Below are 21,878 nucleotides of genomic sequence, written 5' to 3'. Positions count from 1 at the left end.
TGAATGGCATTACAAGGTTTGAATAACCAGCGGGTGCGCAATTTTAATAAACGGGTGCTGTGCGCGCTGCTGTACCGGGAAAAGGTCGCCAGTAAGTCGACGCTGGCACGGCTTTCGCAGCTGTCTATTCCTGCGGTCGGCAAAATTCTTGATGAACTGCAGGAAGATCAGCGGGTAGAACACGACCCGCACAACCTACACAGCCGCGGCCTGGGTGGCGGCAGTTACCGCATCGCCGCCGCCGGACAACGTATTCTTTGCCTGAATGTCTCCCCTTATCTGATTGAAAGTATCGTGGTGGACGGCCTGATGACCGCCTGCAGCCCCTTCACCCCACAGCCGATCGTCGCTACCACGCCGCAGGCGATGCTGCAGGAAATGGTGCAAATCTATCATCTGCACAGCCGCCAGCAGGGCATGCCGCTAAAAATAGCCCTGTCGATCCACGGCCAGGTCAACCCGCTGACCGGGGTGTCCCAACGTATGCCGCAGGCCCCGTGGGAAGGCCCGATAGAGATAAAATACCTGCTGGAAGAGCGCCTGAAGACCGAGGTTTTGCTCGATAACGACTGCGTGATGCTGGGACTGGCAGAAAAGTGGCAAAATAACGCTAATTTGCAGGATTTTTGCGTGATTAACGTCGATTATGGCATAGGTTCGTCATTTGTGATTAATCAGCAGATTTACCGGGGCAGCCTGTTTGGCAGTGGCCAGATTGGCCATACCATTGTCGACCCCGATGGCGGCCTTTGCTCCTGCGGCCGTTACGGCTGCCTGGAAACCATCGCTTCGCTGTCGGCGCTGAAGAAAAAGGCCCGCATTCAGCTCAAGGTCGCGCCCTGGGCACAGCAGGAAGGCGAAAGGATTAAAACCCCCACCACCGCCGAACTGATTGCCCGTTATCATCAGGGCGATGCTGCGTTGCAGGTGCTGGTCCAACGCGCCGCCCAGGCAATTGGCCTGAGCCTGTATAACTTCCTTAATATCCTCAATATCAACCGTATTTATCTCTACGGGCGCAGCTGTGGATTTGGTCAGGCCTGGCTGGACACCATCATCAGTCAGACCGGATTTAACCCTTTTGACCGGCATGACCAGATCCAGGCCCAGGCCACGCATATCGGCTTTGGCCAACTGACGCGCGCGCAACAGGTGACGGGGATAGGCTATCTGTATGTCGAACAGGCACTGACGGAAATGCTATGATGCCCGACTTTATCCCAGCAAAAACAATACGGAGCACCATGAACCCCACTCTACGACTCTGGTCGCGCGCAGGCATGGTCTGCCTGATGCTGATCCTGGCCGGTTGTTCCAGCAAAAAACCGCGTACCAGCTACAATGCTCACGCTTTTGATGATGCCATTGAAGATGCTGCGGATAAATACGATGTCGATCAAAAGCTGATCGCCGCAATGATTAAGGTGGAATCCGGCTTTAACCCGGCCGCCATCAGCCGGTCAAATGCCATAGGGTTAATGCAGTTGAAAGCCGATACCGCAGGTTGTGACGCCTATCGCTACAAAGGCAAACGCGGCTGCCCGGACGAAGACGATCTGCTGGATCCTGATACCAATATTGATCTCGGCGCCGCCTATATTGCCGTGCTGCAAAAACAGCAGCTTAAGGGGATCAACAATCCGGTCAATATGCGCTACGCCACCATCATCGCCTACGTCAACGGCACCGGCGCGCTGTTGCGGACCTTCTCCAGCAACCGCCAGCAGGCTATCTCGATGATTAACAATCTGTCGCCGGAAGCCTTTGACTGGCATATCCGTAAATATCATCCCGCCCCGCAGGCACCACGCCACTTGATGAAAGTAGAAGCCGCCTACGATCAACTTTGATTTAAACGCAAAAAAGGAGAACCCGCGGGTTCTCCTTTTCCTTTAAACGTTGGCTTAACAGTTACGGCTTGCTGTTGCGGATTGGCTTGCGCGGCGGCTTATTGGTCGGTGTACGCTGACGAGTGATGTCAGTGTGCTTGGTCAGCGCCGGACGGGTATGGCGCTGCAAGCGCTTGGCTTCACGCTGCTCGTCGATACTTGGTGCCGGTACCAGACACTCGCGACGGCTGCCGATCAGGTGCTTCATGCCCATCTCTTCCAGCGCGGTACGGATCATCGCCCAGTTGGCCGGATCGTGATAACGCAACAGCGCCTTGTGCAGACGACGCTGACGATCGCCCTTCGGGATCACCACATCTTCACTCTTGTAACCGACCCGACTCAGCGGGTTTTTACCGCTGTAATACATGGTGGTGGAGTTAGCCATCGGTGACGGATAGAAGTTCTGCACCTGGTCGAGGCGGAAACGGTTTTTCTTCAACCACAACGCCAGGTTCACCATATCTTCATCGCGGGTGCCCGGATGCGAAGAGATGAAATACGGGATCAGGTACTGCTCTTTGCCCGCCAGCTTGGAGTAATGGTCAAACAGCTGTTTAAAGCGATCGTAGCTGCCCATGCCCGGCTTCATCATTTTCGACAGCGGGCCTTCCTCGGTGTGTTCCGGGGCAATCTTCAAATAACCGCCCACGTGGTGGGTAGCCAGCTCTTTGATATAACGCGGATCTTCCACCGCCAGATCGTAACGTACGCCTGAGGCGATCAGGATCTTCTTGATGCCCTCCAGTGAACGCGCACGGCGGTACAGCTTGATGGTCGGCTCGTGGTTGGTGTCCATGTAGGTGCAGATTTCCGGGTACACGCACGAGGCGCGGCGGCAGGTCTGCTCGGCGCGCGGGTTGGTGCAGCGCAGCATGTACATGTTGGCCGTCGGGCCACCCAGATCGGAGATCACGCCGGTAAAGCCCGGCACCTTGTCACGGATCTCTTCGATTTCACGAATGATGGAGTCTTCCGAACGGCTCTGGATGATGCGCCCTTCATGCTCAGTGATCGAACAGAATGAACAACCGCCGTAGCAGCCGCGCATGATGTTGACCGAGAAGCGGATCATGTCATAGGCCGGAATGGTTTCCTTGCCGTAGGACGGGTGCGGAATACGCTGGTACGGCAGGGCAAACACGCTGTCCATTTCCGGCGTAGTCAACGGGATGGCCGGCGGGTTGATCCACACGTAGCGATCGCCATGTGACTGCATCAGCGCACGGGCACAGCCCGGGTTGGTTTCATGGTGCAGAATACGCGAGGTGTGCGCATACAGCACCTTGTCGGCCTTCACCTTCTCAAAGGAAGGCAACAACACGTAGGTTTTTTCCCACGGCTTCGGTTTGGCCGCGCGAACGGTCACCGGTTTGGCTTCCGGTTCCGGCTTGCCGCCGTCGGCGCAGGGCAGATCGTCGCCGTAAGGGTTTGGAATAGGCTCAATGCGGCCTGGCTTATCCAGACGGGTAGAATCTACGCCAGTCCAGCCTGGTAACGCGCCCTTGCGCATCACCGCCGTATTGCGGATATCATGGATTTCACTGATTTTTTCGCCGGCGGCCAGACGGTGCGCTACTTCCACCAGCGGGCGCTCGCCGTTGCCGTAGATCAGCATATCGGCTTTGGAGTCCACCAGCACCGAACGGCGTACGGTATCCGACCAGTAATCATAGTGGGCGATGCGGCGCAGGCTGGCTTCAATGCCGCCCAGTACGATTGGCACGTCTTTATAAGCTTCTTTACAGCGTTGGCTGTAAACCAGCGTCGCGCGATCCGGGCGTTTGCCACCCACGTTGCCGGCGGTGTAGGCGTCATCGTGACGCAGCTTGCGGTCGGCGGTATAGCGGTTGATCATCGAATCCATGTTGCCGGCGGTGATGCCGAAGAACAGGTTCGGTTTGCCCAAACGCATAAAGTCTTCTTTATTGCTCCAGTCCGGCTGCGCAATGATGCCGACGCGGAAGCCCTGCGCTTCCAGCATACGGCCGATGATGGCCATACCAAAACTTGGGTGGTCGACATAGGCGTCGCCACTGATAATGATCACATCGCAGCTGTCCCAGCCCAGTTGATCCATCTCTTCGCGCGACATCGGTAAAAACGGCGCGGTGCCATAACATTCGGCCCAATAAGGCTTATAGGAAAACAATTCACGGTCGGGTTGGATCAGGCTGGTCGTGCTCATTCTGGTGCTCTTTCACAGGTTAATTAATCGCCGGGCGGCGATTATACGCACTAGTGGCAAAAAGAGCATGGTTATTTCACACATTAGTCACATCCCGAGTGAGGGCCAGCGCTCCATGAGGTACCGCTGGGTAAAGCTCCCCGGAGCTGAGACAGGATGTAACGCCCACCGACTTAACCATATATGTCAGACGACTAAGTTCGATAAATAACATGGCAACCTAAACAAAAAACCCACTTCTGTTAATTAAATTAATATATAAAATTAATTTAATACATAAAGATAACAAAAATGACTTAAGACAATTCTTGTAAAGCAGGTAATTTAACAAAAAACAAAAAACTTATCTCGTTGTTTTTTATAAAAATATAAAACTCAATTACCGATATAGCAATAATTAAAATATCCAAGCAATAATTAAGTAGAAGACATTATCATAATTATGCAACCATGGAGTGGTAAGATTTATCCTAAACACATTGATTGCTATAACGGATTTCAGAAAATAAAAATGGTTTAATTTTCACCGCACATATATACAACGGAGGTAAATGTGAAATCAAGCGTTAGAAAATACCTGGATGAATCGGAAATAAAAAGCATGATAGAAAACATCCACAAAGGCTTAAATGCCTGGCGTGACCGATGCATGATCAGCATGTGTTTTATCCACGGTTTACGTGCCAGCGAACTGAGTGGCATGACATTGGATAATATCGAATTGGATGCAAAAAGAATTTATATCACACGCTTGAAGAATGGCCTTTCCGTGCAACATCCATTACATGAAAATGAGATCGCCATGTTGAGTATCTGGCTGGAAATCAGGAAAAGTTGGCGCGATGCGGATCAACCCTGGCTTTTCCTCTCACGTAAAGGTGGGCGTATTTCCCGTCAGCAAATTTATCGGCTCATCCGTGACTACGGTAAAAATGCCAATATCCCCGTCCCTACCCATCCTCATATGTTACGCCATGCATGTGGTTATTGTCTGGCTAATCAAGGAATTGACACACGTTTGATTCAGGACTATTTAGGGCATCGAAACATTCATCACACCGTGCTCTATACCGCCAGCAATGCCATGCGCTTTCAGGCTATTGAGTTTTGATCTTGCCGCCAGGCGGCAGGATGCCGATAAAAATAATATTGCCAGGAATTAATTTATATTCGTGAGGATTAATTCTCACTGACTAACCTTGCCATCAATATAAATAAATTAAAAACGCCAGGCAGATGCAAGGTGGGACAGATAATTTAATCCCAGGTTATGGAACCTTAGGCAATCTACCCTTAAGATTATTGGAATCTCTAATATAATGAACAAAGATAATAATGGGTTTAGTTACCGTCACGAAACCGAGTTGACTATTGATTCTACCCACTGGGAATACGGCCAGGTTGATAGCGTTTCGGTTAGTGGCCCGCATCAGGTTCAGCTGGTTCGCCCCAGCCATACGCTGATTGTTTACGACAGTTTTCTCACCCCTGAAGGGGGGCACACCATTGAGGGTGACATTTGGTTTGACCAAAAACGTATCCCCTGCAAACGAGCGATCGGCCAGGTTGCGGACATGATCCCCTACGGCTGCGACTTTGATGCGGTGACTTACATCGACGGCACGCTTAAATATTCCGCCGTTTCTATTTCACCCGAACTGATTGCCTCGTGCCCTGGCGATAAAACCGAGTTGAGCATTGAGCCGTTCGCCAATATCCGCAGCCCGTTAATCAGACAACTCTGTGCCAGCCTGAAAACCAGCAGCGATGAATTGCATGCCACTTCCCTGATGCTGGCATTGTTGACAGAAACCTCACAATATCAGCGTGTTTTATCCTCTTCAGCGCTTGCTCGTGAACCGCTGACCAGGATGCAACGAGATCGGTTGGCCTGTTATATCGAAGATAACCTGGGCGAAACCATCACGCTTCAGGCGCTGGCCCAACTCACAGAGCTGAGCACCTTCCATTTCTCCCGGGTGTTTAAACAGTATTTCGGCCTGCCGCCCTATCAGTATGTGCTGCTCCGCCGTTTGGAACGCGCATATCAACTGGTGATCAATAGCTCATTGTCCCTGACCGATATTTCCGCCCAATGCGGTTTCAGTGCACCGGCGCAATTCAGCACCCAGTTTCGTCGCCAGTTCGGTCAGACCCCCTCTTCTCTGCGAACCCTGGCGACAAGAGAGGGCTAGTGCTCTTATGGGTGGTTGATGGGGTTAAAATCAAAGCGCAGCATCGGCCCGCGCGGCCCTTCCTGACTGCTGAATTCGGCGTCCGTCGCTTCCCCCCCGCTCAGGCAAAAGCTGATCTCACGCTGGCCAGCCTGCATTGCCTGCATAATGGCGGCAGTGACGTCGAAAGTTTTTTCCACCGTATCCCACCACATTTGAGCGTGATCCAGCGGTGAGGTTGCCGGGCAGCTTTTGATGTCGGTCGAGCCTGAGCTCTCGTCCCAGGGTGTATTGGGTAACAGGTATAACCGAACCTGTCCGGTTTCACCGCTGACCTGGCGGCCATAGATACGCAGCTCGGTCTTGGTCACGTTTAGACTGTCGAGGCGTTGCGGCAGCGGGAATTTCAATAGCCCGATGTTCTGTGCTCCCCCCACTTTAATTATCGGCTCATCACCATGCATGCGCCCATCGGCCACCGAAACCCAGGCATCCATGCTGCTGCGTTCGAAATCCCCCGGAATATCTTTGTTACAGGCAACGTTGCGATTGAGACACTCCTCCACGCTATAGCGGGTGGCCCGTTCGCTCCAGGCGGCAAAGAAGTCCGCATGAGCGCTATAAAGATTGCCCCAGACAGGCTCCAGGCTACCGTCAGCCTGCAGGATCGGATTCATCGACAGCATGGCTCCTTTCAGGTTGCCATTATCGCCCAGCGCATAATGGATACGCATATTCAACCGCGGGATTTTCACCGGATAGGCTGCAGGACACAGGCCTGTATCCCCGTCGCTGTATGTTGCATTACGTTTTTGCGGGGAGGTGGTCAGGTTTTTGCCATCCCAGCAGTCGGGGAAAGTCAGCGAAATATTAAATTCGGCACCTTCATCAAAATCAGCTATTTGCGGGCAGCTCTCCGGCGGCGCGTTTGAATGCTCTCCACCTTCAAGCGAGTTGCGATTACCGTCGTTAATCTGCATCAGTAACGCATACAGCGTGGTGCTTTTGCCCGAGCCGGTTGGGCCGGTCACCAGGATCACCCCATGGGGCTGATGAACCAGCCGCGTCAGCGCCGCCAGCTCAACCGAACGGATCGCCATCTTGCCGAGATCCAGGCTGACGCTGCTTTTGTCCAGCAAGCGCATCACCACCCGTTCGCCATGGTTGGTTGGCAGCACCGATACCCGGACATCGACGGCACGGCCGCCAATCTTCAACGTAATGCGGCCGTCCTGCGGAATGCGTTTCTCTGCAATGTCCAGTTTGGACATCACCTTGATTCGGGAGGTCAGCAAGGCTGCCAGCTGATGCTGAGGCGTCAGAATGGTCTTTAGCACGCCATCAATGCGAAAGCGGATCACCAGTTCGCTGTCATAGGTCTCGATATGGATATCCGAGGCCCGCTCCTTAATCGCCTCACTGAGCATGGCATTGAGTAAACGGATAATCGGCGCATCGTCCTGCTCATCCAGCAGATCCTGGGTGGCCGGCAGCGCCTGCGCCAGACTGTAGAAATCCAGCTCTTTGCCTAAATCGTCCATGGTCTTTTGCGCATTGCTGTTGCCCTGTTGGTAATGCTCCAGCAATTTCTGTTCAAAGGCCTTCTCGTCCAACAACTGTAATGGCAGGTCTTCCGCCAGCAGGCGAGTCAGCTCAGCCAGGGTGGCCAGGCTGACATCCTGCCGACACCACAGGGTCGGCACGCTTTCTTCCCGGGTGAGCACCGCGTGATGCTGACGCGCCCAGGCGTAAGACAGGCCAATTTCTGTCATTGGGCCCCCTGGCGATAAAAGGCATCGATTTGCTGTTGGACCAGCTTAAAAGCACCATTTTCAGCAGAACCCACCATCTCAAGCTGTGCGTCCGCATGGGCTTTCAACGGCAACGATTGTGCATTAAGCGATCGGAAACGGGCCGCCTTGCGCAGGCTCTCCTGCTCATATTCCTCGGTAGACCTGATCACCGTCGGCCGAATAAACAAGATCAGATTGCGTTTACTTTCTTTGTGAGAAGTCGATCTGAACAAGGCGCCAAGCAGGGGAATGCGTTCCAAAAACGGCACTGCACTTTTGCTGTCGGATTGCGATTTATCCAACAGCCCGCCGACTACCACGGTCTCGCCACTTTCCACCAGTACGGTGTTATTGACCGTACGGATATTAAAAGTGGCGCCCAGGTTATCCTTATCCACCGAGCTGTTTTCCGCCACGCTGGAAACTTCCTGCTCGATCTGCAGCAGTACCGACTGCCCTTTGTTGATTTGCGGCTTGACCTTAAGTTTGATGCCGACGGTTTTGCGCGACACCGTGTTGAACACGTTGTCACTGTTGGTGGTTTGAGACCCGGTCAGAATAGGCACATCCTGACCGACGCTAAACTCGGCATCTTCATTGTCCAACGTCATGATGCTGGGCGTAGCGAGAATATTGTTTTGGCTCTGATTGCTGATGGCGGTGAGCAAACCAGCCCAGTTGCCGCTGTAAAATCCCGTCACCAGGCCGTTGGCGTTTTTAAACACCTCCGTCATTCCCCCTTTAAAGCCGGGAGCGATCTGCGCCTGAGCGTTGCCGAACTGCGTACCGCCAGCGTAACGGTTGGCCCATTGGATGCCCAGATTCAGGCCATCTGCGTTTTGCATTTCGACAATCACCGCCTCAACCAGCACCTGCGCCCGGCGAATATCGAGCTGCTCAATGACTTTTTCCAGGTTGCTCATCACGTCCGGCGTGGCGTTGATGATCAGTGCATTGGTCAGTTCATCCGCCTTGATCACCATGTTCTTCATCACGGAAACGCTGGCGCCGTTGCCGGCAGATTTTTTATCGTCTTGCAGATTGGCGCTGACGCCGGACAGCACTTCCAGCAGGCTCTGGGCTTTGGCATATTTCAGCCGGATCACCTTGGTATTACCCTGGCTGGCCTTCTCCTGGTCCAACTGCTGGATGATCCCTTTGACGCGGGCCTGTATCGTCGGCTCACCGGCAATCAATACGGTGTTGGTTCGCTCATCGGCAACCACTTTCATCCCTGGCTGCGCGCCCTTCCTGGTTCGGCTTTCATCGCGAAACAGAGTCGTGACAATGCTGGCGACATCAGCAGCGGAGGCATGTTGCAAGGCAACAGAGACCACCGTTGCCTGATCGGTGCGATCCATTTCATGGGCCAGTTCCACCAGGCTATTGACCACGTCAGCACGGCCGGTGATCAACAACGCATTACCGCTTTCCAGGAAGACCACATTGCCGATGCCGATGCTGTCGTTAAATTGACGCATCAGCGGTGCCACTTCTTTGGCCGCGATATTGTTCAGGGGAACAATCCGCATAATCAGCTCATCGCCTTCGGCGGGGGTTTTCAGCGAGCTCAGCGCCGCCCTTTTCCCTTCTTTCGCCGGGATCACTTTCAATACATTGTTGGGCATGCTGATAACCGCATACCCGTAGACATCCAGCACGTTGAGGAAGAATTGGTAATATTGCCCGGCATCCAGCAGTTCATAACTGCGAACCGTGACTTTGCCTTTTACCGCATCATCAATAATGATGGTTTTCCCCAACGCCTTGCTGGCAGTGCTGATAAATTCATGAATATCCGTGCCTTTAAAATTGGCGGAGAAGGCTTCGGCCTGCACAGGGGGTGTCATAGCCAGTACCATGATCAGTACTGCCATCAAGCCGACTACTTTTGAGATGAGGGGTGCTGTTATTTTTAGGTGCATGAACCAATACTTGTCTGGGAATAGGTTGGTGTTGTACATGTGTCTTTCCAATTGCGAAGCCAATAATGCGACATTGATGATCACACTCAACTCTCGAGCATTAATGCCGCATAAAATCCGTTTTCATTGATAACGATCCGGTCTGAAAATATTTTAATTATCGGGTAAGTATCATTGATGGCTTCACCGGAGACATAACTCTGCTGCCTTCCCGAGACTTCAATAATCACCATGCCGGCATGATTATCCTTATCGCACAGCAAACCCACCACTTTCAGTGTTAATTTGACAACGGGTGCTGCCATTAATAAATCGTCACCAGCTAATTTTCCGTGGACACGAAAACGCCCCTGTTCGGCTGACACCGCTGAATCCCCCTTTGGATAAAACAGCTCTGACAATGAATGGGCATCCTGACTGGCTTTTTTGCTGGGCTGCTGTCTTAATAACGCGTCAATCCTGATTTCAGAGTTTTCTGTTTTATACGCGGCGTTGTAAACTATGCCAAAAACAGAGAACACACCAAGTGAAAATAATAGGTATTCCAATATATTGGGCCATTTTATTTTCTCGATACGGCCAAAACCAGCAGAAACCAAACCAAACCTCATGCTGCGCCTCTCACTTATCGCAAACCTCGATAGACAAGCCCATCGCGTTCACACCATTGCACTGACGATGAATATCGAGTTAATAATCATTAAAATCAAAATATTGCGAACCAGTCGTTGTCTGTTACTGAGCATGGCGGAGAGTTTTTCACGCAGAAATGACAGCTTATTGCTGTGCCGACCGGGCACTTCTTCCAGCGGCGAAAAATTGAATCTGACACCGTATCTTGGGATCGTTTTGATAACTTCAGGAGGAATACCGTGGCGGGAAAGCAGGGTTCTGCACTGATAGATTAATTGGTGATAGTTGTTATCAGTGATAGTGACGTGATTATTTTCCCATACCGACTCTATCACTTCTTGCTTCTTGGTTACCCCACTAAGCAAAATTCGAAACAATCTTCGTTGCAGCTCAGTAAGATGAATGGCCTTATTTTCAGACTTAATAATTAGGGTGCTACTCTTACTGTTCAGGGCGAAGAAATCGTTTTCAACCAAAGACAACTTTTTCTCTGCGAGTGCCATAATTAAAATATACCCTTCAGCAACAATCCATTATTCCCCGTTATCAATAAGAGACCACACAGCCCGACGGCAGTCAAGAAATACCCTCTTAAAACTTAACCAAAAATAAAGTATTTATCTTTGTTATTAATTTTAAAAAATAATGATTGGTATTCTGTTGTGTCGATGTTTTTATTTGTTGGTCATTATTTAATATTTATGCCACTCGCGACAAAAATAATAAAGAATAGCAATTTTAATCAACCACCAACAAAATGGGCGCAACTCAGTGCGCCCATATATTTTAATGCGCCCGTTGCACCGGCCCCGGATTTTCCTCCGGTTGGTGCTGATAGTTGAAAGTCAGCGCGAAAATCACGCCCAGCACCAGCGTATAGAGTGCGAACACCAGCCAGATACTCTGCCAGTCCTTGACGCCATTTTGAGTGAAGAAGTCCACCACTTCGCCGCTGGCAATCGCCCCCAGATAAGCGCCAATACCGTTCACCATGGTCATAAACAGCCCTTGCGCACTGGCGCGAATCCGGTGATCGGCCTCTTTCTCCACGAAGATAGCCCCAGAGATATTAAAGAAATCAAAGGCGCAGCCGTAGACGATCATCGAAAGCAGCAGCAGGACAAAGCCGAAACCGGCCGGGGTGCCATAGGCCAGGAACAGGAAACGCAGGGTCCAGGCCGCCATGCTGATCAACATCACCTGTTTGATGCCATATCGACGCAGGAAGAACGGGATAGTGAGGATGAAAAACACCTCGGAGATTTGTGACAGCGACAACAGCACCGCCGGGTATCTGACGCTTATGCTGTCCTGATACAGCGGATTATTGGCAAAATCATGCAGGAACGGGTTGCCGAAGGTGTTGGTTATCTGCAGCGCCGCCCCCAGCAACATGGCAAACAGGAAAAACAGCGCCATACGCCGCTGGCGAAATAATACCAGCGCGTCCAGCCCCAGCACGCTGAACCAGCTTTTCGATTTTTCCACTTTGCTGGTCGGGCAATTCGGCAGCGTCAGCGAATAACCCGCCAACAACAGTGACACCCCGGAGGCCAGATAGAGTTGCAAATTGCTGAGTTCAATTCTGCTAAAACCGATCAGCCACATCGCTACGATAAAGCCGACGGTGCCATACACCCGTACCGGTGGGAAATCTTTCACCGTATCGTAACCGTGCTTTTCCAGGCAAAAATAGGATATGGCGTTGGAGAGCGAAATGGTCGGCATATACACCATGGCGTTGAACAGCATCACCCAGAACATCACCATAGGTTGCTCAACCTGGGCGGCACAGTACAGCGCTCCGGCGCCGAACAGATGACACAGCGCATAGAGGTAATTGGCCTTGATCCAGCGGTCGGCCAGAATGCCCGCCAGCCCCGGCATAATCAGCGCGGCGATACCTTTGGCGCTGTACACCATACCCACCTGCAGACCGCTAAAATGCAGGGTGTTAATCATGTAGGATCCCAGCGTGACCAGCCAGGCTCCCCAAATAAAGAACTGAAGAAAAACCATCACCTTAAGTCGCGTTTTTATTGCCATCACCATCACCTTATTATTCTGATTAAAACGATGATTCGCGCGGCAGGGTCCCGGCCTCCTGCCGCGAGGGGTTTTACAGCATTACAGTGTTTTGAAGAACTCACGGATCAGGCGCATAAAGTCCTCCGCCGCCAGCGCCGCACAGCTCAGCGTTTGTTCATGGGAGAGCGGCGTATCGGACAAGCCTTCGGCGTAGTTGGTCATCGCAGACACCACCAACACCTTCAGCCCACAATGACGCGCCGCGAGCACTTCCGGCACGATCGACATACCGACCACGTCGCAGCCCAAGGTTTGCATCATGCGAATTTCCGCCGGCGTTTCGAAGTTTGGCCCGGTGTAAGCGGCAAATACCCCTTCGGCCAACGGAATACCCACGCTTTGCGCCACCTGAGCCAACTGTCCGCGCAGCTCGCGGTCATAGGCGTCGGCCAGGCTGAAGAAACGCGGGCCGAAACGCTCGTCGTTATCGCCAACCAGCGGCGACTCGGGCATAAAATTGATGTGGTCGGTGAGTGCCACCAGGCTGCCCGGTGCCACCGACTGGCGCAGCGAACCGGCAGCATTGGTGGCCAGCAGGAACTCGCAGCCCAACAGTTTGAAGGTGCGCACGGCGGTGGTCATCACCTGCATGCCACGCCCTTCGTAGTAGTGGCCACGCCCTTTCATGCACAGCACCGGTACGCCTTCCAGCCAGCCGGCGACCAGTTGCCCGGCATGCCCCACCACGCTACTGACCGGGAAGCCCGGCAGCTCTGCGTAGTCGATGGTCAGGGTGTCGGTCATCACCTCCGCCAGCGCGCCCAGCCCAGAGCCCAGTATCAAAGCGGCGCGCGGCTGGAAGCCCGGCAGCCTGGTGCGGATCACTTCAGCACAGGAAAAAGCATCTTCTTGATTAAACATTGTATTCTCTTCTATGAGGGGGGAGGTTATCCCCATAGTAGAGAGCGAGGTGCGGCGGCGACCAATACATTATTGGCGGCCGATTTATTCCATTTACCTATAAATTGGTAGCCCCAGGAGGCGATCATCAGCATCAAGCAACCCCAGCCATTGCCCGATCCCAGCCGAATTAATTTTCGCCTGCTGCATTATTTTCGCGTGGTGGCGGAGGAGATGAACTTCACCCAGGCGGCATTGCGACTGAATATTTCGCAGCCGCCGCTCAGCAAGCATATTAAAGAGCTGGAGAGCCAACTGGGCGTGGAGCTATTCAAGCGAACCACCCGCACGATGGCATTGACGCTGGCCGGGCGCACGCTGTTTCATAATGTAGAAATGCTGCTGGATCAGGCCGGGCATGCGCTCAATCAGGTGCAGCAGTTGGGGCGCGGAGAGGCCGGGCATATGGTAGTCGGCATGGTCGGCACTTCGGTATGGGGCGGGCTGATCCCGGCGCTGAAACGCTTTGCCGGGCAAACGACCAATGTCACCTGGGCGTTAAACGAACTGACACCCAGCCAGCAGATTACTGCGCTGCAAAAGCGTCATATCGATATTGGTGTCTGGCGCGAGGCAAAGGAACAGGTATTACCGGGGCTGGCGAGCCAGCTGTTGGCACGGGAGAATATTGCGCTGGTGCTGCCGCAGGGCCACGCACTCGCTCAGGCGGAAAGCCTGCCGCTCGCAGCGCTGCGGCATGAAAAATTCATTGTACTGCCGCCGCACGAAGCCAGTTTGGGGCTCTATCTGCACAATTTATGTCTGCAGCAGGGTTTCAAGCCGGATATCGCCTATCAGGTCAACGAGCCGCAAACCCTGATGGCACTGGTGGCCGAAGGCTATGGCATCACGCTGCTGCCGGACAGTTACGGCCGTATTCCCTGGCCCGGCGTGCGCTTTTGTCCGCTGCAGCAGGCGCCGTCAGCGGATCTGTATGCCATTTATCACGCCGACAGCGCAACGCCGGTGGTGCAGGCATTTCTGGAGATGTTGCGTGCTTAGCGGTTGTTGCACACTAACGAGTCGCACTTAGGTTACCGGTTGCATTTCCGATAAGAACAAACGCTGCTCTTCCTTGCGGCGTCGCAACAATCCGGGTAAACGCTGACCACCGGCATACATCCACAGAGGGAACTGCGCCGCCGCCTCTTGATACCGTCCGGCGTTTAACAATACCAACAGTGTCGAAGGGGAACCGGATTTCAAATATCGCAGCCCACTTTTTACACCAGGCTTACCCGGCCCGACATTGAACAGAAAAGACACCAAGGCATCAAATTGCCCTTGATTCAATGGGACTTCAACTATCTTGTGCAACAGTGTTTCACAATCCATCACATCGGCTTGCAGCAAAGTCAGTGCGGTCAATTCACTGATGGTTTTCCCCGCCCGCACATCACCGGTATGCCCATAACCAATAGTCCAAATACCACCGCTATCGCGATATGACGAAAGCCGAAGCCCCTCAAAACTTTTAATTAATGTTAATCCACGTTCAGACAATACTTTATGCATATAGACTCCTTTCAATAATACGATTAATAACTCCCCTCACTTGAATAGTCAGGCAGTATAGAGCCGCTCTGAAAACAGACAATAACAAATCACTGTGAATTCATATGAATCATCAAAAAGGACATATGAAATAAATTTCACTTTCCCTTTCGAACATCCACCTGCTGATTTTGACGATATTCAGAGTCGGTCACTCTGCGATAGGTTTATCTCACCAACAAATAGTCAAAAAGGAGAACACAGAGATCACCGTTTATTATCAACTTTATTTAATAATCCATTATATAGAGAGTGTATTATGAAAGAACTGATGAGTATTGATTTAAGTCCGCAGGAGTTATTAGCATTACATATCTCAATTTCCTCTCATGCATTGCTTGATCAAAGTTACAGTAATTTGTTGTTGAGCCAACAAGTGTTAACTTCACTGAGCATGGATCCGGGATTGACGGTGAAAATAAAGGCCTACCAGAATCAATTAAGACAACAGGCTCACACATTCAAGCAAAGCACCATGTCTGAGTTAATCGGGCTGTTTAGCAAGGCATCAAATTTTTCCAGCCTGGTCAACGCTGTCAATGGCATCTTTTCTGCTGAGGATCCACAGTCATCCCAGAAAGGCGCTGAAATGGTTGCGGCACTTGCGACTGTAGCTCAAAGCTATCAGGTCGCGGCGCAAGCGGTTCATACCCAGTTCAGCGTAACGAGGGAAACCCTGGAGCCACTGATGAACAATTTCAGTGAGACAGTCAGCGCCATCGAACTGGGGCTTGGCGCTGAAGCCAAACAGCAGGCACAAACCATCACCGCGCTTAATGAAGCGATTGCCAAGAATATTCAAGGCATCGTTGATGCAGGCATCAAAACCGGCTCAGGGGTGGTACAGCTGGGTCAAGCCATTGTCGCTGCCGTACCACTGGGTAACACGGGCAATAAACCGAAGGACCCGCAACCGACTAAACCCAAGTCTGCCGGTGAACAAACCGAATATATGATCTCCGGCATTCAGGCTATCTCTGCGGGGGCCTCCGGTGCTAGTCAGGCGGTTAGCGATCTGAAAGCCAATTATGTCAAATTGGCAGCAGCATACCAGGCTTTGGCTACTGCCAATGCGTTGCTTTCCGTTGCCAAGTCAGTCCACGCTCAGGCTCAGCTATTTGTCGAAACCTATGCGCTTACTGCGCAACGAATGGCGCTATTGCCCGCCGAGTGGAATAAGGTAGCCAACGCCTATCTGGCTGCGGCTCCCGTTATACGCGATATCAGTGAGCTTTCGGATATGAAACAAACCAAGCAGGTTATTTCACTCAGTGCCGAGAAATGGCAACAGATCTCGAATGTCATCGATAAAGCCAAGGCTAACTACGCCGGAAATAACATCTTACCAGAAATGTAATCTCAACTTATTAAACTAAAGGATCAAATCATGACGACCCCAACAAGTTCTATTAATGATGGTATGAACAACCAATCTTCACAGGCTCTGCATATCCAGACTTATTGCAATAGTGTCAGACAACAAATCTCGGTCGATTTTCAACGATTCCCAAATCTGCGGGAACATCAACGTCAAATCAATGAGAGCCTGACCACGGCAAAAGGTCACGCAAATCATTATTTGAATGACATTCAGCCTTTAATTATCCGTAACGTTACTAATATCCAGGATTATTTTGAAACGCAAAACCTTATTTCATCCGTCATGCCCTCCGGCGCGACAAAAGAAGAATGGTTAAGCACCTTGGGAATGATCCGCGATAAGGCCAAGGAATACCAGGAAGTCTCGGTGAATACACGCAATACCATTGGTATCTTGAATAACAACCTGATTACCGATTCAACTAACTATCAAGTGATTGTAGTCAACCTTAACAACGTAGTGGGTGGCAACAATGGGGTTTTGGAACAGCTAAATCGAGATATCGATGGCATCAACGCGGCCATTGATGGTGCGATTGCCGGCATTGTGGTCGGCGGTCTGCTAATTATTGGCGGTGCCATTGTGACGGCCATTGGCGCTGTTGCCGGCCTGGTGACGGCAGGAACATCCACTCCGGTAGTGATTGGTGGTATTGCCATGATGACCGCAGGGGCCGGTGGTGTAGCCGGTGGGGCAATCGTACTGAGCAAGTCACTGGAGGCCCGTGAAAAACTCTACCGCGATCGTAGCCAACTCAACAGTGAAGTGATGGTAGCAACCCAGATTGGGTCAGGGTACAAGGGGCTGCAGACTCAGGCACAGAGTGCTGTCACTGCCGCCACCCAGATGAGTAACGCCTGGGACTCACTCACTTCAGAGCTCGATACCCTGAACGCCAACCTGCGCAAAGGCATCATTGATGACGGCTTCCTGCGTCAACTGTTCCTGGAAGCGTCAAAATCGTCCGTTGGCAAAGTGTTGGATGGAACAAAGATCATCAAACACCAGATGGCCGGCGTACAGGTTCGTGAAGTACCGCAAGATCAAACCATTGCCGATTTTGTTAAACGCCTGGCGGCGTAACCCACTATAACCCAAAGGGTCAGGCGATCCTGGCCCCTATTTTGGAGAAAATCCTATGAGTGATGGAATGCTCACGCAAGTCATCAATAATTTATCGCGAACCGGCGAGGCTATTCAAAAGTTCGGTGGTTTGCCCGCCAATGCGATCCCAATTCAACATAATATCCAAAATGCCATTAGCACATTGTTGCCGGATATCAAGCAAATGCAGCTCGATGTGACGACCTGGGGTCTGAAACTCGAAGCACAGCTTGATGAAAAACTGACGGTGCTGGAGAGCTTATCTCCCTCCGAACTGACCCTGTTCATTCGCCAAAGCGAGGAGGAAATTGCCAGGGTAATGCGTCAGGTGGACAAAGTTAAAGAACACACGAAAAGTACCGATAATATCGTTATCGATAATAATATGACCCTGCAACGCATTATTATCGATTTGCAGGCGGCCATTGCCGGACTGCAATCCAACTTGCAAGGCAGCCAACAAAAGCTCGATGAGTTGAACAAGAAAAAGTACTACTTTATTGCGCTGGGCATTTTAGGCATCCCCGGGCTTATCGCCATGGCAGTGATGCTGAGTGATGCACAAAACAAAGTGAGCAGCCTTGAACGGCAGATTGCATCACAGCAATCTGATATTCGTCAGCAACAGAGCTTCGCTACGCAAACTGTTGCCTTCTCGCAAGACCTGCTTGAACTGAGTAACCATATGCTAAAGATCGGCAATGCTATCGAATTTGTCAGCAATGATATTCAGAACGCGGAGAAAAATATCTCAGGGGGCGAAGCGGAAAAATTAACGAAACTGTTCTTTACCGCAGCAAAAATGAGTGTGAAAGCGTTGCTGGTAGACGTGTCTTAAACGGCTATGAGTCAGCATCATTTTTAGACCAAGAATCATCCTCCCCGACTAAAGGTGATATTTTCCGGTTGTTGGGGAGTGATAAGTTGATCGACCAAAGACGCGACTGGCGTACCTATGTCCTTTTTAACCACGAAGATTGCTCCATTCAGTCCTATACACTCAGGAACTGACATTCCAAAATGCCTTAACACGCTTTACATTTTACACATGCCGTATCGGTAAGGAATACCATGAAAAAAAGAGCCTGCTCTTTCGTTTACGCGATCTCGCTCAGCAACGTTCTCAGAGTCTTCTGGGCCATTATCTGGGAAATACGCACGATCAAAATGGCCACTCCAGGCTTCTATCGCTTAAACGAACGTTTTGACCTTCGAATAACCAAAGCACATATCCTGTCGCCATAGATCAAAAAAACACCCCATTCCGCTTCATATTTATCATGAAAATATCATCCTATCGAGGTAATGTAACTCAATCAAAAAAAGGAGATCATCAGGGGCACTGATCTTCATCCATATAGCAAGCATTGAACCACAACGTAATACTATGTAATCCAATGTAAATTCAGGACCAGATAAGGTATCTGAGGATCAACGTCTCACTCTAAAATGAAATCCAATGACAGCATGCAGATTATAAAAAGGAATAGTTATGGAATTTATGTCAAAACGCGTTAATTATTTCATCGCCGTTGCACAGGAAGGATCAATCACCAAGGCAGCAGACCGCCTCTGCATCACGCCATCGCCATTAAGCAAAAGAATTAAAGAACTTGAGGAAAATTTAAAAATAACACTTTTCGAACGAACCAACCAAGGGTTATCCCTAACCAAGGAAGGTCAGCATCTATATAGTGATATTATTGCCCACTATGAAGAGCTCAATAGAATCAAAGATAATCATAAAGAAAAAAGGCACCTTCAGGTCGGCGTTTACGGGCCAGTGCCCCCTCACGTAAATACGGTGATTGATTACCTATTAATGAAAAACCCGGCATTGACTATCAACCTGGTGCGGCTGACGCCAACGGATGGAGTCAACCGTAATGAACTCAACCGACTTAATTTGTTATTCAGCATTGAACCCTTGTCTACCCCACCCTTTTCGCAACATCTGTGTACCGAGGAACGACTGCTGCTGCTCCACCCTACGGGGAAAAAACCAGAACAGTACCGATCATTGCCCTGGGTACAAAGTATGCATTTCTCCGAAACCTCAATATTTAAACACTGCCATGAACAACTGCAACAACGGGGATTTTCACGGGAGATGATGAATATCGATAACCGCCATCTGCGCCTCAACCTGATCCGTCAGGGCAAAGCCATAGCACTGGCTCTCGAATCGATGCTACCCATCCTGAATGTTGATGAAAGTGAATGCAGTACCCTGTTGTTGTCTAATGCACGGTTGACGCACCATATCTACAGCAATGTGGCGCAATTAAATGACAGTCAACAGGTGATGGCCCATCTGACCCATCAAGGGACACAACAGTGGAAAGCAGTCTGCGCACCGGCATACGCAAATTTATAAATTGATCTATTTCTGAGTCAGCTCAGCTTGGTTTTTTAAATTATATTCAGGAATTTTCCCTGCGCACAACACCAGTTTTTCAACAATGCTAAGCGTAGAGCCATTAAACACAAAACAGTATCCCTGCTCCTCGCAGGTAAATTAGCAAACGATTAGCCACTAACACTCCATCTAGTTTGCTTAGTAAATGGCTTCACTATTGGCTTTCTACCTATTTTCAAGTCCGTCTGAAATTAAAAAACCCGGATCCCATAGAACAGAGACCCAGGCTTTGGTGGTTGATTAAGATTAAACCTTCAATCCTTTTATATCAGATATTTTTCATATTGACCGGCTGAGGCAGGAATTACGGTAATACCTGCTGTTGTTTCAAGTACTGGCTTACGTGCTCTGCCAACAGACGGTGAGTATTGCTTGTTGGATGTAACAGATCCCAAAATACATAAGTATCTGCGTTGGTACAGGCCGCACGTACTGGAAGCGCATGGATATAATTCAACGATGACGGTGCCTGGATATCGAGACAGGCCATTTTAGTTTCACTGACCTGATAGCGAGTGGGATTATCAAGCATGTCAGTAAACAACGCAGCCAAGTCAAAAATGATCACCGGTGAATCAGGATGGCTCCGGTTGATATCATCCACTACCTGCTTAATGCGGGTATTGTAATCATCGATCTGACGCTTGATCTTTTCCCCATCCTGACGAAAAGCGAACTCCGGCGCCCGCGTAATATTCGGCAAATTGAGCACTAACACTTTTTTCGCCCCGGCGCTAACCAATCGATTAAGCGCCTTGGCTTGATTCGCAATCAGACCATCGACTCCTTGATTATAGGTAACCAAATCATTAGCACCGATCCAAACGGTAAACAACGAGTTTTCCGGCCGATAGTTTTTCGCCTGTTTCATATAAATCAGCCACGAGTCGACTTGATCGAGCAATCCAGGAATGACCAGTTTTTGCTGATTGGATGCCGCGCCCCCTACTGCCCAGTTATATACCGGCAAATGGTTCTGTTTCGCCAGGTATTCAACCCAGGTTGGACCGTTGCTGAACCGCCCTAAAAACCAGCTTTTAGGATTAGGGAAGCGCCATAATGACGCATTAAATACATTATTCGTATCACTTAGGCTATCCCCAAAGGCAATGATCTTATTGATACCTGCCCCTTGTAGCGACGGATCATTGTTCCAAACAGTGTAGTTGAATGACAGCTTATTGTTAGCCGCAGCGATCATCGCCAGAGGTTGATGAATACCGGCCCGACTCAAAGTGTTTTCACATACCTGATTCATCTCAGTTAATGGTGTATCACTGTAAAACATGTTCTTCCAGGACATTGCAAACGATGACCACCAACTGCCTTGCAATCGATAATAGCTTGTTGCATTTATATTTTTTGCCCAGAGATAGTCTGCCCGTGGAGAGATACTGTTCGGATTGATCCGGTAATAACATCGTAAATACGTGTAGGTATTATTACCTTTACCTAACAAGAAAGGAGAACCTTTATCAATAACTTCAGGTCCTTTGGATGAAAGAGTATTATTAACGCCACCCTGCGGAAGTGGAGCTAAATTATCATTAGCAAAAACGGCAGAAGAAATAAACAGTAATGCATAAAGTGATTTTTTCATAAAAGAACTCTCTTTTTATCGCACCGGATGATGCGATAAAAATATGACATCGACAGAATGTCATATACAGGTCCTTTTAAGACGCTAAAGAAGACAATTTGACAGCGTGCTTTTTTAATTAAGATAATTATTAAAAAGGAAATTTACTGTTATATATAATTGCAGGTTTTATTTTACTCTTTTAATAAGAAAAATCGCCCCATCTCTCATTACACGATACAGCCTAATGT

The 21,878-nt window shown here is 50.2% G+C and carries 18 protein-coding genes; 9 read left to right on the top strand and 9 right to left on the bottom strand.

The features are described from left to right. Positions 1–3: 3 nt before the first annotated feature. Positions 4–1,206, top strand: coding sequence for an ROK family protein (locus FCL49_RS17560; protein ID WP_174354524.1), 1,203 nt, complete (start codon positions 4–6; stop codon positions 1,204–1,206). A 38-nt stretch (positions 1,207–1,244) separates the two neighbouring features. Beyond that, entirely contained in the window at positions 1,245–1,850 is a 606-nt protein-coding gene (locus FCL49_RS17555; RefSeq protein WP_174354523.1) for a transglycosylase SLT domain-containing protein, read from the top strand. Between the two features lie 61 nt (positions 1,851–1,911). Here the strand turns inward: FCL49_RS17555 and FCL49_RS17550 are convergent, their stop codons facing one another. Beyond that, positions 1,912–4,077, bottom strand: a complete 2,166-nt coding sequence (locus tag FCL49_RS17550) for a YgiQ family radical SAM protein (RefSeq protein WP_174354522.1) — start codon at positions 4,075–4,077, stop codon at positions 1,912–1,914. 553 nt (positions 4,078–4,630) lie between these two features. Between FCL49_RS17550 and FCL49_RS17545 the strand changes: the two genes are divergently transcribed. Further along, on the top strand, positions 4,631–5,188 hold the full coding sequence (locus tag FCL49_RS17545) for a tyrosine-type DNA invertase (RefSeq protein ID WP_174354521.1): 558 nt from the start codon (positions 4,631–4,633) through the stop codon (positions 5,186–5,188). 208 nt (positions 5,189–5,396) lie between these two features. After that, the gene (locus tag FCL49_RS17540) at positions 5,397–6,272 is read left to right on the top strand and encodes a helix-turn-helix domain-containing protein (RefSeq protein WP_174354520.1); all 876 of its coding nucleotides are present in this window, start codon (positions 5,397–5,399) and stop codon (positions 6,270–6,272) included. A gap of 5 nt (positions 6,273–6,277) precedes the next feature. On the opposite strand, the gene FCL49_RS24700 is transcribed toward FCL49_RS17540, so the two are convergent. From FCL49_RS24700 to xapA, 6 genes are all read right to left on the bottom strand, one after another. Continuing rightward, on the bottom strand, positions 6,278–8,023 hold the full coding sequence (locus tag FCL49_RS24700) for an ATPase, T2SS/T4P/T4SS family (protein ID WP_254611101.1): 1,746 nt from the start codon (positions 8,021–8,023) through the stop codon (positions 6,278–6,280). Further along, on the bottom strand, positions 8,020–9,969 hold the full coding sequence (gspD, locus tag FCL49_RS17525; RefSeq protein WP_438827235.1) for a type II secretion system secretin GspD: 1,950 nt from the start codon (positions 9,967–9,969) through the stop codon (positions 8,020–8,022). The genes FCL49_RS24700 and gspD overlap by 4 nt, the downstream gene beginning before the upstream one ends. 86 nt (positions 9,970–10,055) lie before the next feature. Beyond that, complete coding sequence (locus FCL49_RS17520; RefSeq protein WP_174354518.1) at positions 10,056–10,580, bottom strand: type II secretion system protein N; 525 nt, start codon at positions 10,578–10,580, stop codon at positions 10,056–10,058. A gap of 48 nt (positions 10,581–10,628) precedes the next feature. Next, entirely contained in the window at positions 10,629–11,105 is a 477-nt protein-coding gene (locus FCL49_RS17515) for a winged helix-turn-helix domain-containing protein (protein WP_174354517.1), read from the bottom strand. Between the two features lie 283 nt (positions 11,106–11,388). Then, positions 11,389–12,648: a nucleoside permease gene (locus tag FCL49_RS17510; RefSeq protein WP_174354516.1), complete on the bottom strand. Its 1,260-nt coding sequence runs from the start codon at positions 12,646–12,648 to the stop codon at positions 11,389–11,391. 81 nt (positions 12,649–12,729) lie between these two features. Next, complete coding sequence (gene xapA, locus FCL49_RS17505) at positions 12,730–13,551, bottom strand: xanthosine phosphorylase (RefSeq protein ID WP_174354515.1); 822 nt, start codon at positions 13,549–13,551, stop codon at positions 12,730–12,732. Positions 13,552–13,683: 132 nt separating this feature from the next. Here xapA and FCL49_RS17500 point away from each other — a divergent pair, with 132 nt between their 5' ends. Further along, entirely contained in the window at positions 13,684–14,592 is a 909-nt protein-coding gene (locus FCL49_RS17500; RefSeq protein ID WP_174354649.1) for a LysR family transcriptional regulator, read from the top strand. A gap of 27 nt (positions 14,593–14,619) precedes the next feature. On the opposite strand, the gene FCL49_RS17495 is transcribed toward FCL49_RS17500, so the two are convergent. Then, positions 14,620–15,105, bottom strand: coding sequence for a lysozyme (locus FCL49_RS17495; protein WP_174354514.1), 486 nt, complete (start codon positions 15,103–15,105; stop codon positions 14,620–14,622). Positions 15,106–15,403: 298 nt separating this feature from the next. Between FCL49_RS17495 and FCL49_RS17490 the strand changes: the two genes are divergently transcribed. The 4 genes from FCL49_RS17490 (at position 15,404) to FCL49_RS17475 (ending at position 20,006) form a co-directional block, all read left to right on the top strand. Beyond that, a complete protein-coding gene (locus FCL49_RS17490) occupies positions 15,404–16,501 on the top strand; it encodes a hypothetical protein (protein ID WP_174354513.1) in 1,098 nt (365 codons plus the stop codon). A gap of 30 nt (positions 16,502–16,531) precedes the next feature. Continuing rightward, positions 16,532–17,608: an HBL/NHE enterotoxin family protein gene (locus tag FCL49_RS17485; RefSeq protein WP_174354512.1), complete on the top strand. Its 1,077-nt coding sequence runs from the start codon at positions 16,532–16,534 to the stop codon at positions 17,606–17,608. Between the two features lie 55 nt (positions 17,609–17,663). Further along, positions 17,664–18,467, top strand: coding sequence for a hypothetical protein (locus FCL49_RS17480; protein ID WP_174354511.1), 804 nt, complete (start codon positions 17,664–17,666; stop codon positions 18,465–18,467). Between the two features lie 654 nt (positions 18,468–19,121). Further along, positions 19,122–20,006, top strand: coding sequence for a LysR family transcriptional regulator (locus FCL49_RS17475; RefSeq protein ID WP_174354510.1), 885 nt, complete (start codon positions 19,122–19,124; stop codon positions 20,004–20,006). A 346-nt stretch (positions 20,007–20,352) separates the two neighbouring features. Here the strand turns inward: FCL49_RS17475 and FCL49_RS17470 are convergent, their stop codons facing one another. After that, complete coding sequence (locus FCL49_RS17470) at positions 20,353–21,648, bottom strand: SGNH/GDSL hydrolase family protein (RefSeq protein WP_174354509.1); 1,296 nt, start codon at positions 21,646–21,648, stop codon at positions 20,353–20,355. Between the last annotated feature and the right edge of the window lie 230 nt (positions 21,649–21,878).

This window comes from Serratia proteamaculans (assembly GCF_013337185.1).
In the GTDB taxonomy this organism is placed as follows: domain Bacteria; phylum Pseudomonadota; class Gammaproteobacteria; order Enterobacterales; family Enterobacteriaceae; genus Serratia; species Serratia proteamaculans_D.
The sequence above is the reverse complement of the archived record's forward strand: the minus strand, read 5'-3'. Positions and strand labels throughout refer to the sequence as shown.